The organism is Seonamhaeicola marinus (genome assembly GCF_008085455.1).
This window is the reverse complement of the sequence record NZ_VSDQ01000545.1, coordinates 1-426: the sequence shown is the minus strand read 5'-3', so window position 1 is coordinate 426 and position 426 is coordinate 1. Positions and strand designations below refer to the sequence as shown.

Here is a 426-nt window from a genome sequence, read left to right as displayed (position 1 = left end):
CTAAAATGTAATTTCAGTAAAAAATATTATAGCATTTTTGCTTTATAAATAATTTGAAAGCCTTCAATTTATCAAATTGGTAATAATTGAAGGCTTTCGCAATTTTCATACTCAATTTTGAACTAAAATTAAGTATAATTACTTAGTTTTGTTTTAAAATACTTAGATATGAAAAAAATCATTGTAGTTGGTAACGGTATGGTTGGTTATAAATTTTGTGAAAAATTTGTAGCTCAAGAAAATGCTGAAAATTTTAAAATCATCATTTTTGGTGAAGAACCAAGACCTGCTTATGATAGAGTTCACTTAAGCGAATTTTTTGAAAATCAAAACGCTAAGGCCTTAGAAATGGCACCAGCAACATGGTATGCAGATAATGGTATTGAATTAATAACCGGTGAACGTGTTGCCGATATTAATAGAACC

General features: G+C 27.9%; 1 pseudogene. It reads left to right on the top strand.

Annotated elements, in window-relative coordinates:
• Positions 1 to 168: 168 nt before the first annotated feature.
• Positions 169 to 426 (top strand): annotated as a pseudogene (locus FUA24_RS08185) (nitrite reductase (NAD(P)H)); the annotation flags it as partial.